At 67.6% G+C, this 13,523-nt stretch carries 17 protein-coding genes; 5 read left to right on the forward strand and 12 right to left on the reverse strand.

The window, feature by feature from the left end; genetic code table 11:
- The 3 genes from EPO55_RS17805 to EPO55_RS17815 all read left to right on the forward strand — a co-directional run.
- On the forward strand, positions 1 to 308 hold a 308-nt coding region (locus EPO55_RS17805), incomplete at its 5' end, for a tetratricopeptide repeat protein (RefSeq protein ID WP_296338404.1).
- A 29-nt stretch (positions 309 to 337) separates the two neighbouring features.
- Positions 338 to 925 carry a type II secretion system protein GspG gene (locus EPO55_RS17810; RefSeq protein ID WP_296338405.1) on the forward strand — a complete coding sequence of 196 codons (588 nt, stop codon included), beginning with the start codon at positions 338 to 340 and terminating at the stop codon, positions 923 to 925.
- Between the two features lie 23 nt (positions 926 to 948).
- Entirely contained in the window at positions 949 to 2,115 is a 1,167-nt protein-coding gene (locus tag EPO55_RS17815; RefSeq protein ID WP_296338406.1) for a hypothetical protein, read from the forward strand.
- 111 nt (positions 2,116 to 2,226) lie between these two features.
- Here EPO55_RS17815 and EPO55_RS17820 read toward each other — a convergent pair whose 3' ends face one another.
- The 6 genes from EPO55_RS17820 to EPO55_RS17845 form a co-directional block, all read right to left on the reverse strand.
- Complete coding sequence (locus tag EPO55_RS17820; protein WP_296338407.1) at positions 2,227 to 2,400, reverse strand: hypothetical protein; 174 nt, start codon at positions 2,398 to 2,400, stop codon at positions 2,227 to 2,229.
- Between the two features lie 79 nt (positions 2,401 to 2,479).
- On the reverse strand, positions 2,480 to 2,854 hold the full coding sequence (locus EPO55_RS17825) for an STAS/SEC14 domain-containing protein (RefSeq protein WP_296338408.1): 375 nt from the start codon (positions 2,852 to 2,854) through the stop codon (positions 2,480 to 2,482).
- A gap of 32 nt (positions 2,855 to 2,886) precedes the next feature.
- Positions 2,887 to 3,405, reverse strand: a complete 519-nt coding sequence (locus EPO55_RS17830) for a hypothetical protein (protein ID WP_296338410.1) — start codon at positions 3,403 to 3,405, stop codon at positions 2,887 to 2,889.
- A gap of 44 nt (positions 3,406 to 3,449) precedes the next feature.
- Entirely contained in the window at positions 3,450 to 3,845 is a 396-nt protein-coding gene (locus tag EPO55_RS17835) for a hypothetical protein (protein ID WP_296338411.1), read from the reverse strand.
- A gap of 97 nt (positions 3,846 to 3,942) precedes the next feature.
- Positions 3,943 to 4,503 (reverse strand): hypothetical protein, encoded by a 561-nt coding sequence (locus EPO55_RS17840; protein WP_296338412.1) that lies wholly within the window; start codon positions 4,501 to 4,503, stop codon positions 3,943 to 3,945.
- A 19-nt stretch (positions 4,504 to 4,522) separates the two neighbouring features.
- Positions 4,523 to 5,377: an amidohydrolase family protein gene (locus EPO55_RS17845; protein ID WP_296338413.1), complete on the reverse strand. Its 855-nt coding sequence runs from the start codon at positions 5,375 to 5,377 to the stop codon at positions 4,523 to 4,525.
- A gap of 100 nt (positions 5,378 to 5,477) precedes the next feature.
- Between EPO55_RS17845 and EPO55_RS17850 the strand changes: the two genes are divergently transcribed.
- Positions 5,478 to 7,196 carry an amidohydrolase family protein gene (locus EPO55_RS17850; protein ID WP_296338414.1) on the forward strand — a complete coding sequence of 573 codons (1,719 nt, stop codon included), beginning with the start codon at positions 5,478 to 5,480 and terminating at the stop codon, positions 7,194 to 7,196.
- Positions 7,197 to 7,310: 114 nt separating this feature from the next.
- On the opposite strand, the gene EPO55_RS17855 is transcribed toward EPO55_RS17850, so the two are convergent.
- Genes EPO55_RS17855 through EPO55_RS17865 form a run of 3 tightly spaced genes read right to left on the reverse strand, consistent with a single transcriptional unit; the run spans position 7,311 to position 10,747 of the window.
- Entirely contained in the window at positions 7,311 to 8,270 is a 960-nt protein-coding gene (locus EPO55_RS17855; protein ID WP_296338416.1) for an aldo/keto reductase, read from the reverse strand.
- 39 nt (positions 8,271 to 8,309) lie between these two features.
- Positions 8,310 to 9,158, reverse strand: coding sequence for an alpha/beta hydrolase (locus EPO55_RS17860; protein ID WP_296338417.1), 849 nt, complete (start codon positions 9,156 to 9,158; stop codon positions 8,310 to 8,312).
- Positions 9,155 to 10,747, reverse strand: a complete 1,593-nt coding sequence (locus EPO55_RS17865; protein ID WP_296338418.1) for an ABC transporter substrate-binding protein — start codon at positions 10,745 to 10,747, stop codon at positions 9,155 to 9,157. The genes EPO55_RS17860 and EPO55_RS17865 overlap by 4 nt, the downstream gene beginning before the upstream one ends.
- Positions 10,748 to 10,864: 117 nt before the next feature.
- On the opposite strand from EPO55_RS17865, the gene EPO55_RS17870 reads away from it, so the two are divergent.
- Positions 10,865 to 11,920 (forward strand): LacI family DNA-binding transcriptional regulator, encoded by a 1,056-nt coding sequence (locus EPO55_RS17870; protein WP_296338419.1) that lies wholly within the window; start codon positions 10,865 to 10,867, stop codon positions 11,918 to 11,920.
- 56 nt (positions 11,921 to 11,976) lie between these two features.
- Here the strand turns inward: EPO55_RS17870 and EPO55_RS17875 are convergent, their stop codons facing one another.
- The 3 genes from EPO55_RS17875 to EPO55_RS17885 are packed head-to-tail and all read right to left on the reverse strand — an operon-like array spanning position 11,977 to position 13,457.
- Complete coding sequence (locus tag EPO55_RS17875; RefSeq protein WP_296338420.1) at positions 11,977 to 12,423, reverse strand: SRPBCC family protein; 447 nt, start codon at positions 12,421 to 12,423, stop codon at positions 11,977 to 11,979.
- An 11-nt stretch (positions 12,424 to 12,434) separates the two neighbouring features.
- Positions 12,435 to 13,055, reverse strand: a complete 621-nt coding sequence (locus EPO55_RS17880; RefSeq protein WP_296338422.1) for a TetR/AcrR family transcriptional regulator — start codon at positions 13,053 to 13,055, stop codon at positions 12,435 to 12,437.
- A gap of 48 nt (positions 13,056 to 13,103) precedes the next feature.
- Positions 13,104 to 13,457, reverse strand: coding sequence for a hypothetical protein (locus EPO55_RS17885; RefSeq protein WP_296338423.1), 354 nt, complete (start codon positions 13,455 to 13,457; stop codon positions 13,104 to 13,106).
- Positions 13,458 to 13,523 lie beyond the last annotated feature (66 nt).

The following is a 13,523-nucleotide window of genomic DNA, read 5'->3' on the forward strand; positions in this document are numbered from 1 at the left end:
GCGGCAATTTCACCGAATCGCTTCGTGCCGCGGTGAGCGCGGTCCAGCGTTTCCCCGGTTTCGCCGAGGCCCACCTCAGCCATGCCCAGCTCCTGCTGCAGGTCGGCCGGCCGGAGGACGCCTTGCTGGCGCTGCACAACGCGGTCAACCTCGATCCGGGCTTCGCCAACGCGCTGATGCTGCGGGCTTCGGTCCGTGCCGCGCTGAAGCAATGCAAGCCGGCGCACGAGGATCTGGATCGCGTCCTCAAGGTCGGGGGCGAGGTTTCTCCGGATGTCGTCTCGTTCGTCGAGGGGAACTGCCGATGAAGCGCCGCGACCTGCTGCTTGGGCCCGCCGTGATCCCTGGGCTGCTGATCGGCCGAGCCGTTCTGGCTGCGCCGGCCGACGAGCAGCGGCTCGTCGAGGCGATGGCCCGTTGGGCGGAGCTTCGGTCGTCGGGAGATGCCCGCGGCGCCGCCGCGAAGACGGCCGAGGCCCAGGGGCTGATTGCCAAACTGCGCCCCGATCTTGCCGGGCCGCCACCGGCGTCGCGCGCCGTCGTGTTCGACTATGTGCTCGAGCTCGCGGCGCGACGCCAGCCGGCGGCGCGGCCGAAACTCGAGGCCGCTTTTCTCCGGCTGCAGGTCGAGGACACGCGTGCGGCCCTTCACGCGATCAAGCAGGCGCTGGAGCACTACCGCATGGACCGCGGCGACTACCCCGGTGGTGGCGCCAAAGCTCTGGCGACGGCCCTGACCGACCCGCGCAATCCCTATGTCCAGCTGCCGGCCGGGTCGGTCAGCGCCGCCGGCGAGCTGGTCGACGGATGGGGGCGGCCCCTTCACTACGTGCGCGGCGCGGACGGCGGCGCGGTCGTCTATTCCTATGGCCCCAACGGCCGCGACGATGGGGGCGGCGCGGACGATATCGCCCCGCCGCGCTAGGACCTGCTGCGAGGAGAAGGAACATGACTGCGCTTCTGGCCTGGACGACCTTCCTTCGCCCTGCGGTGCGGCAAGGTTTCGTGGCGACGCTCCTCGCCTGTTGCGTGCCTTCGGCGATCCTTGCCCAGAGCTGCCCGCCCAACACCCGGGAAATCTCGCGGCAGCAGACTGCCAACAAGATCACGCTGCGATGTGCCTGTGTCGTTGGCTATGTGCAGTCCAGCAACCGCTGCATCACGGTCGACGAGGCCGCGAGCGGAAATTCACTCCCTGACGATCTTGTCGATCTGTTCACCGGCGCGGCCTACTCGGGGGCTGAGCTGCGAGAGAGTGCAGCACGCAACCCTTGGCCGGTGACGGATGTAGCAAGGGCGGTTTTGGCGGCGTTCCTGGGCGAAAGCGGCGCGTTCGGACCGGCGGAGGTGGTGATCCAGATCATCGGCCCGGAGGCGGCACGCCATCCTGCCGTCATCGCTGCCAAGCAACGGATCGAGGCGCTGCGGCGGAAGGAAGCCCAGCAGTTCACGCTCCTGTGGCCCGGGGTGGCGCGCTCCGTGCAGGAACTCGCTATCGGCCACATGCCGATGAAGGGCAGGGCCGCGTTCATGGTCGGCGCTGCGAGCTTCCGGGTCGGCCAGTACGAGCAGGCCCTGCGCTATCTGAAGGATGCACAGGAGGTGGTGCCCGGCGACAAGGGGATCGAGGAAGCGCTGGTGTTCGTTCGCGCGGTGCAGAGTTCCGTGAAGGACAAGAGCGACCCCGACGCGGCCCGGCGGCGCTACGCACAGGCATTCCGCTCCGCCGGCGGGCAGGCTGCCTGGCAACTGGGCCTGCAACTGATTTCCTCGGGCGACTACGTCGGCGCGGAATTGACGCTGCGCGAAGCCCGCGATCGGCTCGCCCGATTGCCTGATACGCGAACGTCGGAGGTCGAGCTGATCGACAAGCTGCGGCAGAAGACGCGGACCGATCGCGAGGCGGGGGACAGATCGATGGTCGATCCGCCGGGCAAGCGCATGTTCAGCCAAATCAGCAAGGCCGACCTGATGTTCTCCGCCCTCGAATACGGGCAGAAGGACTGGGCGCGCAGCCTGCACTATCTCGAAGTGGCGATGCACGCCGACCCTGAGAATACTAGGATCAGGCAGGCTTATCTGGAACTCAAGGAGATCGCGGCTTCGGTCAAATAGCGAGCCGCTCCAGCCGCGACACGATGCATGTCGGGATTCATGTCCGGCGCAGGACCTCGATAGGCCACGCGAAGACGGGCGTGCCAGGCTCGTCGGGGTGGAGCCGAGCCCTCAGCGGATCACGAAGCGGGCGATCCCGTCCACCACCTCGGCGTCTGCGCCGTAGAAGCCGTGGGCCGAGCCGCGGGCGTTCAGCGCCGCGCGGTTGCGCAGCAGCGGATCGGTGGGATCGATGCCGCCCTTGCCCGGCACAAGCACGGCGCTCGCCCGGGCGCCTGGCGGCACATGCAGGAAGGCTTCCTTGTCCTCGATCCTGACGCTCTGCTGGGCCTGCGCCGGAAGAGTCCGGCCCTGGAACGACTCTCTAGGGGCGGGCCTGCGTTGCCAGCCAGGCGCGCGCCTCGGCTTCGGTCTTGAACAATTTGGCCGGCCGCTTCGACGGCGAGACATTGACGAAGCGCTTGTAGGCCACCTGCACCTTGCCGGTGAGGCCGACGACGGCGAGCGGCCCGCTCGGCATCGTGGCGGTGTAGGCGCTGAGCCGCGCCCCCATCGTCATCACGTCGTCGTCGCTGTAAACCGGCTCGGCCCGCGTCGCGTCGAACAGCTTGGCATAGGACAGCACGTCGGCCACGACCAGGGCGTCGAAATGCTCCTCCATCTCCTTCAGCGTGACCTTGCCCTCAGCCACGATGTGAATGAGCTTCTCGGCGTGATGGATTTCCCAGCGCAGCGGCATGCAAGTGGCTCCCTGCCGTCAGCTGACGAGCGTCAGTTGACGAGCGTCCGCTGCGGGTTCTCGCCCAGCCTCATGTCGAGATGGATCGCGCGCGGCGACTTGTAGAAGCGCGCGACGATGTAGCGGGCGACGAGGTAGGCGGCGAGAAACGCCGCCGCGGCGCCCAGCACGCCGAACTTGCCCGACTGGCGATTCATCAGGTTGGAGGTCACCAGCCGGGCCAGGGCCAGCAGCAGCAGCAGGGCCGCCGCAGCCGCGCCGTCCCAGGTCCGGGGAACGCGGATCAGCCCGAGGCCGAAGTCCCGGTTGAGCTTCAGCGTCAGGCCCATGAGCGCGCCCAGCCCCAGGCCGATGACGATGGCCAGCACCCACAGTTCGAAGCGCTTGCCCGGCGACACGATCAGAAGGATCGCCGCCACGACGATCGCCAGCGCGGGCGTGATCGTCCACGCAAGCGGCATGGTGGCCTTTTCGGTCAGTTCATGGCGGATCGACCACAGGGCCAAGGCGGCCAGCAGCATGGCTGCGAGGTTGAAGACGAGACCGGACATCCGGACGCGATCATAGGCAAAGGCGCCGGCTGGTGCCAGTCGTGTCAGCCGCGGATTTCTCCCGGCGCGAAGCAGTAGATGAACTGCTCCTTCTCGCAGAGGTGCGAGCGGCCATCGCCCGCGTGATTGGGCGGCAGGACACGGTCCGGCGGCACCACCAGCCACGTGACCCCGTTCCACGCCCGCCAATGGCCGTCGTCGTCGACAAAGGCGCGGGTCGGCCGGCAATCGGAATTGTCGCAGCATGAGGTGTTGGGATTCTGGGGCGGACGCCAGAGCTTGTATTTGTCGTGCATCTGCGCGTGGCCATCGCCGTGTCGCCCGCTATGGTCAACGGGCCGCCCGCTGTAGTCGGCCAGCTCGTCGCTCTGCGCGAAAGCGATCGACGCGAGCGAGACGAGAAACGCCAGGGCGGCAACGCCCATCATCCGACCATTCATTATCCGGCCTCCGCGGGGGTAGCGGTACCGAGAGGTAACGGAAATGAACGGCCGTAGTTCCTGCCACGTTATCGTTCAATATCGGACAGGTCCGCGACTAGCGCGCCATGCCCGTCGCCCCGTCCGGAACGTCGTAGAAGGCCAGGGTCATCGCGACGCTGGTGTAGTGGCCCATCAAGGTGACGACATCGGTGATGCCAACGTGTCCCAGCACCTTGACGGCGCGGTCGTGCAGCCCGCGCGGCACCCAGCGCGCGTTCGACAGCACCATCGCCATCTCGTAGACGATCTGTTCGCGCGCGTCGTCGAAGGCGGCGGGCATGCCGCCCAGGATCGCCTCGACCTTGGCCGCCGGCAGCCCGGCTTCCTTCGCGATCCGCTCGTGCGCCGCCGTCGGATAGGCCGAGCGCCAGTGGCTGGTGATGACGCAGACCGCGATTTCGCGCTCGCGCTCGGTGAGCGAGTACTGGCCGGGCTGGAAATGCGCGCCGAAGGGGCCGGCGACTTTCGCGAGCTTGGGATTGTGCACCCAGATCTTGGTCGGGCCCGGCAGGCGGCCGCGGGCCTCGATCATGGCGTTGTAGCCCGCCTGTTGCTCCGGGGTCATTTTGTCGTACGGGATTTCGGCGTAGCGGCCGAAGGTCGGGGTCTCGGGCATCAGCTTTCCTCCCTTGCCGTCATTTCGCCGGCGACCAGCCATAGGCCTTGGCGCAGGCGCCGCCCATCAGCATCGCCCGCTCCGAATCGCTCAATCGCTTCGTCTCGAGGAACGGCTTCACCGCCTGCTCGTAGTTGACGACGGCGAAGGCGCGCGTCCAGTCCGTGCCCCACAGGCAGCGCTCGAAACCCCAGGCATCGAACACGCGCTGCAGCGGGTCCCAGATGTCGTTGAAGGGATAGGGCTCGCGCGACAGCGTGCAGGCGCCGCTCACCTTGATCACCGCGTTCGCGCGCTTGGCCAGTTCCAGCACCTTGGGCAGGTCGGCCCACGGGTTGGGCGGCGCGGGCGGCACGCGCGGCTGCAGGATGGCCAGGTGATCGATGATGAAGCGCGTCTCGGGATGGCGGTCGATGACGGCCGTGCCGGCCTCGACATTGTCCCAGCAGAGAATGTTCACCGGAAAATCATGGCGAACGGCGGCGCGGAGAATCCGGTCGAGGCCGGGATGGTCCGCCGGGCGCTTCTCCTCTTTCCTCAGCATGATGCGGATGCCGACCGCGCCCGGCACCTTCTTCCATTCGGCGATGACGTCGGCCACGGCCGGATCGTCCGGGTCGACCGGCTTGACGATGGCCATCCGCGTCGGGTGCGCCCGCGCCACCTCCATCGCGTAGCTCGCGTCATAGCGGTACTGCGAGAAGGCGGAGATGAAGATCGCGCCGTCGACGCCGACCTTGTCCATGGCCGCCACCATCTCGTCGCCGGTCACGTGCGGCGGCCAGTTCGGCTGGGTGGCCCACGGCCGCTTCGGCGTGTTGGCCTCGTAGGCGTGGACTTGGCTATCGATGATGGGCGAATCGATGATCGGCATGCGGGAACCTCCTATGACGAGGATACCGGACTTCCGGCTTCCGGTGCCCATCGATGTATGGAAAGCTCGTGATCCCATCTCAGAGCGGAAGGGACAGTCCATGCACGACATCGTCATCCGGGGCGGCACCATCGTCGACGGCACGGGAGCGCCCGCTTCCACGGGCGACGTCGCCATCGACGGCGACAGGATCGTCCAGGCGGGCGGCAAGGCAGGCCCCGGCCGGCGCGAGGTCAAGGCCGACGGCCGGCTGGTCACGCCGGGGTGGGTCGACGTGCACACCCACTATGACGGCCAGGCCACCTGGGATCCCGTGCTGGCACCGTCCTCCTGGCATGGCGCCACCACCATCGTGTTCGGCAACTGCGGCGTGGGCTTCGCCCCCGTCCGCCAGCAGCACCAGCAGGCGCTGATCGAAATGATGGAAGGGGTAGAAGACATCCCCGGCATCGTGCTGACCGAAGGTCTCAAGTGGGATTGGGAGAGCTTTCCCGAATATCTCGACGCGCTCTCGAAGCTGCCGCGCACCATCGACATCGCGGCCCAGATCGCCCATCACCCGTTGCGGGTCTATGCCATGGGCGAGCGCGCCATCGCCCGCGAGCAGGCGACGGCCGAGGACATCGAGACCATGGCGCGCCTCACCGAGGAGGCGCTCAAGGCGGGCGCCGTCGGCTTCACCACCAGCCGCAGCGACCAGCACAAGACGCTGGCCGGCGAGCTGGTCCCCGGCCGCTATGCCGAGCACGAGGAGCTGATCGCCATCGGCCAGGCCATGGGCCGTGCCGGCCGCGGCACCTTCGGCATGCTCTCCGATTTCGAGGACGAGGCGTCCGAGTTCCGCTGGATACGCCAGGTGGCGAAGGACAGCGGCCGGCCCGTCTGGTTCCTGCTGACCGACCGCAGCTACGATCCCGAGCGCTGGCGCCGCCTGATGGACGGCGTGAGTGCCGCCCGCGCCGACAACCTGCCGGTCTATGCCCAGGTCGCGGGACGCCCGGTCGGGCTCACGCTCGGCCTCGGCACCTCGCTCAATCCCTTCGCGCTGCGCGAGGCCTTCGCCGCGCTCGCCAAACTGCCGCCCGCCGAAATGCTGGCCAGGCTGCGCGATCCCGGGACGCGCCGCCTCGTGCTGTCGCAGGAGGCCTCGCCCCGCCTGCTGGACGTGCTGCCGCCGCTGTCGCGCCAGATCGCGACGCGCTGGGACCGCATGTATCTCCTGGGCGAGCAGCCCGACTACGAGCCGCCGCCGGAGCGCAGCATCGCCGCCATGGCGGCGCGCGACGGCGTCGACCCGGCCGAGTATTGCTACGACTACCTGACGGGCGGCGACGGCAGCCGCATGGTCTACTTCCCCGTCACCAACTATGTGCACGGCGATCTCGAGGTGGTGCGCGAGCTGATCGAGCATCCGCATACCATCCTCGGTCTGTCGGACGGCGGCGCGCATTGCGGCGTGATCTGCGATGCCTCGCTCAACACTTCCATGCTGAGCCACTGGGTGCGCGATCGCACGCGGGGCCCGCGCATGCCGCTCGAGCGCACGATCCAGCGTATGACCGGCGAGACCGCGGATTTCTACGGCTTCAGGGACCGTGGCCGGCTAGAACCGGGCAAGAAGGCCGACGTGAACGTGATCGACTTCGACGGCCTCACGCTGCACAGCCCCAAGATGATCTTCGACCTGCCGGCCGGCGGCCGTCGCCTCGTCCAGCAGGTCGACGGCTACGACATGACGATCTGCTCCGGCACGCCCATCTTCGAGAAGGGCCAGGAAACCGGCGCCAGGCCCGGCAAGCTCGTGCGGTCGACGGGGTGATCGTGATCCCCCTCACCTAACCTCTCCCCCTAGCGGGGGAGAGGAACATGAGAGAAGTAACTCTCTCTTCTCAAACTCCTCTCCCCCGATAGGGGGAGAGGGCGGGTGAGGGGGTTACGCACCCTTCACCGGCCCCGGCAGGTCCAGCCCCACACCGCTCAGGTGCCCGAACGAGGCGTGAAGCCGCTCGACGATCGCGGGCGCGAGCGGCGGGCGCAGGATCGACTCGACGTTGGCCCGGACGTGATCCCTGTCGCCGGTGCCGAACAGGATGACATCGGCGCCCTGTTCGTGGCGCGCGTAGCGGTAGGCCGCATCCGTGATGCTCTTCGCCCCGCCTTCGGCCACGAGGAACGCGAGCGGATCGCCACTGGCAAGGATCGACGCATCGAGCAGCCCCTGCTCGACCAGCTTCGCGAAGACGTCGCGGCGATAGGCGTCGTTGCTGAAGATGTTGCGCACCACGAACATCAGCAGCGTGCCGATCCCGCGCTTCAGCGTCACCGGGAAGATCTTCCGGCGCGCGCCCTGGTTCATCAGGCTGTAGGCCAGCATGATCACTTCCCACGGCCCCTCCTCGACCGCCCGCGCCAGCATCTTCTGCTCCGGATCGCGCGGCCCCGTCTCGGTGATGCCGACGTGGCGCACCTTGCCCTTCTCCTTGAGCCGCAGCAGCGCCGGCGCCAGCACGTCGCGATGATGTTCGTAGGAATCGGGACCGACGGCGTGGAAATGGAAGATGTCGACGTAATCGAGGCCGAGCCGCTTCAGCGACGCCTCCACCTTGGCGGTCACCGACGGGGCCGTCTCGTCGCCGCCCCGGAAGATCGCCTTGGTCGAGATCACCAGCCTGTCGCGGTCATAGAAGCGGGCGGCGGCGCCAACGATCTCCTCGGTGCCATAGGCCTCGGCGGTGTCGAGGAAATTGACGCCAAGATCGATAGCCGTGCGCACGACCGCCACGCAGTCCTCGACGCTGGCGCCGCGGCCGAGGCCGAGCCGGCTGTTGCCGCCGCAGCCCAGCCCTGCGACGCTGACGGAGAGGCCGGTGTTTCCGAGGGGACGATAGTCCATGACGCGCTCCTGTCCGTCCTTGGTAGCGGATATCGGCCGTCACGTCCCCGTCTGGCAGGACTGCACGAAGCTCGTCAATTCGCTGTTGAATCGCGGCGCATCCTCGCTGAACGGCGAATGCCCGCAGTCGTCGAACCACGACAGCCGAGCCTGCGCCATGGCGGCCCGGGTCATCTCAGCCGCGGCCGGCAGCACGACGGTGTCGCGGCGGCCGTGCGTGATCAGGACCGGCACGCGCACCTTGGCGAGCGCGGCGATCGTGGGTGCCGCCTCGGTCGACCAGCCGCCGATCGCGCGGCGCACGGCGGCCGGCACCTTGATGTTGTAGGCGAGCGCGCGGCGGAATTCGGCTTTCGTCGGCTGTTTGGCGTAGCACGCCTCGAGGAAAACGGTCGCCGCCGCGATCTCCTCTTCCGGCGTCTGCTGCTCCGGCACGGGCTGGGGCGCGCCCGGCCCGCGGCAGCGCGGATCCTCGATCACCTGCGAGGCGACGAAGTTCAGTCCGGCGAGGCGCGCATCGCCATGGATCATCAGATACTGCCGGATCACCCGTCCGCCCATCGACCAGCCGACCAGCACCGGCCGCTCGAGCTTCTTGGCCGCCAGGACGGCGGCGATATCGTCCGCCCAGACGCGGCTGCCCCGGTAGGCCGAAGGATCGTCAGGTTGCGCCGAGTTGCCATGGCCGCGCAGGTCGACGGCCACGACACGGCAGTGCCGCACGAGCTCGCTCCGAAGCTGTGGCGCGAAGCAGAGGTGGCTCTGCGCGAAGCCGTGGATCAGCACGACTTCGGGCCCCGCGGGATCGCCCCATTCGTAAACGGCGAGGCGCGTGCCGTCGGGGGCACGGATGTCGCTCCGTGCCCCGTCGACCATCCAATCGGTCACTTCTTCTCGATGTTCCAGTGCACCACGACCGGCGCCTTCAGCCAGCCAGTGATGCTGGCGCGCGCCGCGCCCGGGCCGAACCACATGCCGAGCCAGGCATACTGCGCCTGGTCGACCGCGCGGTTCTGCACCGCCAGCGCCAGCGCCTTGCTCTTCGCCGGGTCGGTTTCGCGCGAGTAGGCGTCGCGCAGCTTCTCCATCGCCGGATCGTTCGGCCAGCCGAACCACGCCTTGGCGGGGTCGGCCACCATCCAGTTGGCCGAGATCGGGTTCAGGATGTCGACGGCGATGGCGTAGGTGTGGAAGGCGCTCCAGCCGCCCTTGTCGGCGGGATCCTTCCTGGCGCGCCGCGATACCACGGTCTGCCAATCCATCGACTGCATGTCGACCTTGAAGCCACCTTGCTCGAGCAGCGCCTTGGTGACCGGCGCCATGTTGGTCAGCACCGGCAGCGTCGTCGACTGCATCAGCACCACGGGCGTGCCGTCGTAGCCGGCTTCCTTGAGGAGCGCCTTCGACTTCTCGAAGTCGGGCTTCTTCAGCAGATCGCCCTGGATCTCCACGCCGTTGGGCGTGCCGCAGACGAAGGCCGCGGAGCAGACCTTGTAGAACTCGGGCTCGCCCACCGTCGCCTTGAGGAAATCCTCCTGGCGCATCGCGTACATCGCGGCCTGGCGGATCTTCAGATTGTCGAACGGCTTGGTCAGGTGGTTGAAGCGCAGGATGAACTGTTGACCGAGCGGGTTCCAGTTCACGGTCTGCACGTTCCGGTCCTTCTTCAGGAGCGGAATGAGATCGTGCGGCACGTTCTCGATCATGTCGATTTCGCCAGCGATCAGCGCGTTCACCTGCTGTGTCGGATCGGGCATTTCGACGAACTCGACGCGGTCGACCTTGGCGACCTTGCCGCCGGCCAGGCCGGAGGCCGGCTCGGCGCGCGGCTTGTATTTCGGGTTCTTGACGTAGACGTGTTTCTCGCCGGGCTTGGACTCGGCGTTGATGTAAATGAACGGCCCCGAGCCGATCTGGCTGTCGATCGCCTTGAACGGATCGGTGTCGGCGATGCGCTTGGGCATCATGAAGGGCACGTTCGACGACGGCTTGCCGAGCGAATCGATCACCAGGCCGTACGGCTCCTTGAGCGCGATAGTGAAAGTCTTGTCGTTCACCGCCTTCATCTCGGCGACGAACTCCATCATCTTCTGGCCCATCGCGTCGCGCGCGGCCCAGCGCTTGATCGAGGCGACGCAGTCCTCACCGGTGACCGGCTTGCCGTCGTGCCACTCCAGCCCGTCACGGAGCGTGAAGGTCCACAGCTTCTTGTCGGCCGACACTTCGTACTTGTCGACCATCTGCGGCTTCGCGACGTTGTTCTCGTCGCTCGAGAACAGCGTGTCGTAGATCATGTAGCCGTGGTCGCGCGTGACGTAGGCCGTCGTGAAGATCGGATCGAGGATCGTCAGGTTGCCGGCCTGCACGAAGCGCAGCGTCTTCTTGTCCTGCGCCGGCGCAACGCCCGGCATGAGCGTGGCCGCGAGCGCGAGCGCGGCACTTCCCGCCGCCAATGCGCGGCGATTGATCTCGAGCATGTTTCCTCCTGATGGGCCGGTTGCTGGCCGCTTGTTGAAATCGTTTCCATGATCCTTGTCAGCGCGGTGCCCCGAGTCAATAGTGACTCGGGTCCATCAGGAGAAATCGTTTCCAGAATGAGCGGGATCACCATCCGCGACGTGGCTGAGGCCGCCGGCGTCTCGCTCGCCTCGGTGTCGCGGGCGCTGAACGGCGGCAAGAACGTGAGCGCCCGCGTCGCCCGCGACGTCGCCGCCGCCGCCGACCGGCTGGGCTACCAGCCCGACTTCCTGGCGCGCAGCCTCAGGACGCGCACCAGCGGTATGGTGGGCTGCCTGGTCTCCGACATCTCCAATCCGCTGAACGCCACCATCGTCAAGGCGGCCGAGGCGCGCCTGCGCGAGGCCGGCTACCTGCTGGTGGTCGCCAGCACCGCCAACGATCCCGGCCGTGAGCGCGCGGCGGCCAGCGAGTTCAGGGGCCGGCGGGTCGACGGCATGCTGGTGGCGCCGGGCAGCGACGCCAACGCCAAGGCCTGGCGCGCACTGGTCGCCGCCGGCACACCCGTCGTCATCGTCGATCGCGATGTCCCCGAAGCGGACGACGGTGCGGACAACGACACGGACGGCTGGCCGTCCGTCCAGGTCGATCACCGCGGCGGCGCGCGCGCGGCGACCCGCTACCTGATCGGCCTCGGCCACCGGCGCATCGCGCTGCTGACGGCCGATGCGGTCATGCGGCCCTCCCGCGAGCGCATCGCCGGCTTCCGCGAGGTCTTCGCCGAGGCCGGCCTCGATCCGACCGGCGCGCAGCTCTGCCTGCAATCGTCGGCCATGGACTTCGCGCACGGCGACACGCTGGCGCTGCTCGGGGACGGCAAGGACGGCGGGCGGCCGACGGCGATCATCGCGCTGGGCACCCGCATCCTGGCGGGCGTCCTTCGCGCCGCGCGCGACCTCGGCCTCGCCGTGCCGCGCGATCTCTCGGTGATGTCGGTCGGCGACACCGATCTCGCCGCCGTGCACACGCCCGCCATCACGGCGCTGCGCTGGAGCCTGGAAGATGTCGGGCGCGCCGCCGCCGACCTGCTGCTGCACCGCCTCGGCGGCGACGCCGGCCAGGCGCAATCGCGTGCACTCCTGCCGGTCGATCTTGTGCTGCGCGATTCCTGCGCGCCACCGGCGGTGGTCTGATCTTACCTTCTCCGCCCCGTCATGCCGGGGAGGTGCCCCGTCATACGGGGCGGGGGTCAGCCCGGAATCTCCGGCTGCGCGAGCTGGGCCAGCAGCGTGAGCGACTCCTGCCAGCCGAGACAGCACGCCTCCGTCGGGATCACCGCGGGGATTCCCTCCTGCACGATCTCGATCTCGGTGCCGACCGAAACTTTCTTCAGCGTGATCGTGGTCGTCATCTCGCCCGGCAGGTTGGGATCGTCGAAGCTCGCCGTGTAGCGCAGGCGCTCGTTCGGCACGAGCTCGAGATATTTGCCGCCGAAGGCGTGGCTCTTGCCCGCAGAAAAATTGGTGAACGACATGCGGTAGCTGCCGCCCACTCTGGCGTCCATGTTGTAGACGTGGCCGGTGAAGCCGTGCGGCGGCAGCCACTTGGCCATGGCGTCGGCGTCGAGGAAGGCGCGGTAGATGCGCTCGGGCGGCGCGGTGAGGACGCGGTGGAAGCGGACGGTGCCGGTGGACATGAACTTTCTCCTTATCGAGGGTTTTGATCCGGTGAACCCAACAGGCTTTCGAGATAACGGCGCAGGTGCGCCAGGTTTCCGCGCGCGACCGCCGCGCTTTCCTTGGCCTTGGCGAAGATGAACGAGCCCTGCAGCACGGCCTGGATGAAGTAGCCGACGCTCTCGGCCGTCCACGCCGCGTCGGGCGCGTACTTGAGTCGCGCGGCTTCGATGTCGCGCGTCAGTATGGCGACGTGGGAGGACATGCCGCGGTCGCAGGCCGCGCGCACCGCGGGATGCGTGGCGTAGGTCTCCTGCACCAGCGTGCCCATCAGGCAGGTGAACTGCGGCACCGTGTGATCGAGCAGGTCGCGGCGGAAATCGAGATAGCCGAACACGCGGTCGCGCGGATCGGCGGCCGACGCATAAGGCGCCGCGGCGAAGATCCCGTCGGTCCAGGTGTTCCAGTGCGCCACCGCCTCCAGCACCATCTCCTCCTTGCTTTTGAAATGGTGGAAGAAGCTGCCCTTGGTCACGCCCGCCGCGGCACAGAGATCGTCGACCGTCGTGGCGGCATAGCCCTTGGCCCGGACAACGTCGGTCGCCGCGTCGAGGATCTTCAGGCGCGACTGGTGGAGGGCTTGAGGTGTCATGAAGGTTACATACCAACTGGTTGGTATGCTCGTCAAGAGGCAAGGGAATCAATGAAAATAGCATGCTTCTACATGGCCCGATTTACTGGAACATGAATCTACGGCGAAGCCATCATGGGCCGACGGAACGATCCCGCCAGAAGCGCCCCGGAAGACGTTGGAAATGCCCTGGGAGAACTTGCTCTGGCTGGCCGGCACGCCGCCTTCCGACTGGGCCTGCACGGGCGACGGGCCGAATCCCGCCAGCGCCCCGGCGATCGCGCCGGCGCGGCTGTTCAATCGAGACCAGGTGTTGCCCAAGGTGCCAGCACTGCCAGCACCGAGGATTCTTTTGAGATGGTTTGACAAGTTCAGCAGGTTTTGATAGATTTTTCCAATAGATTGTCCGAAGTGCATCGGCACTCAGGACAGTCTTCCCAACCCACATGAGGCGACGTGCCACCGGAACTCCCTCCGGCGTGCCCCCTG

The sequence above is a fragment of the Reyranella sp. genome, assembly GCF_004296935.1.
In the GTDB taxonomy this organism is placed as follows: domain Bacteria; phylum Pseudomonadota; class Alphaproteobacteria; order Reyranellales; family Reyranellaceae; genus Reyranella.